Genomic DNA, 203 nt, shown 5'->3' with positions numbered 1-203 from the left:
TGAGAAAACAGTGATTATAGATAAAACATCTTCTACAAGTTCTGAATTTGGATCAACGTTGTCTGTCTGATTGATGACAACCAGCTCTACATCGTTTGCCTGACAGATTGTCTCAATCATTTCAAAGCCAAAACGGACAAGCCTGTCTTGGTAATTTACCACGACTCGCTCACACTGCTTCTTGCAGATCATGTTGATCAGCT

Annotated in this window: 1 protein-coding gene; it reads right to left on the bottom strand. The window is 40.4% G+C overall.

The window, feature by feature from the left end; genetic code table 11:
* The coding region (locus FD23_RS09045; RefSeq protein ID WP_162252832.1) for a recombinase family protein at nt 1-203 on the bottom strand (203 nt) is incomplete at both ends.

This window comes from Lactobacillus delbrueckii subsp. delbrueckii DSM 20074 = JCM 1012 (assembly GCF_001433875.1).
GTDB classification, from domain to species: Bacteria; Bacillota; Bacilli; order Lactobacillales; family Lactobacillaceae; genus Lactobacillus; species Lactobacillus delbrueckii.
The sequence above is the reverse complement of the archived record's forward strand: the minus strand, read 5'-3'. Positions and strand labels throughout refer to the sequence as shown.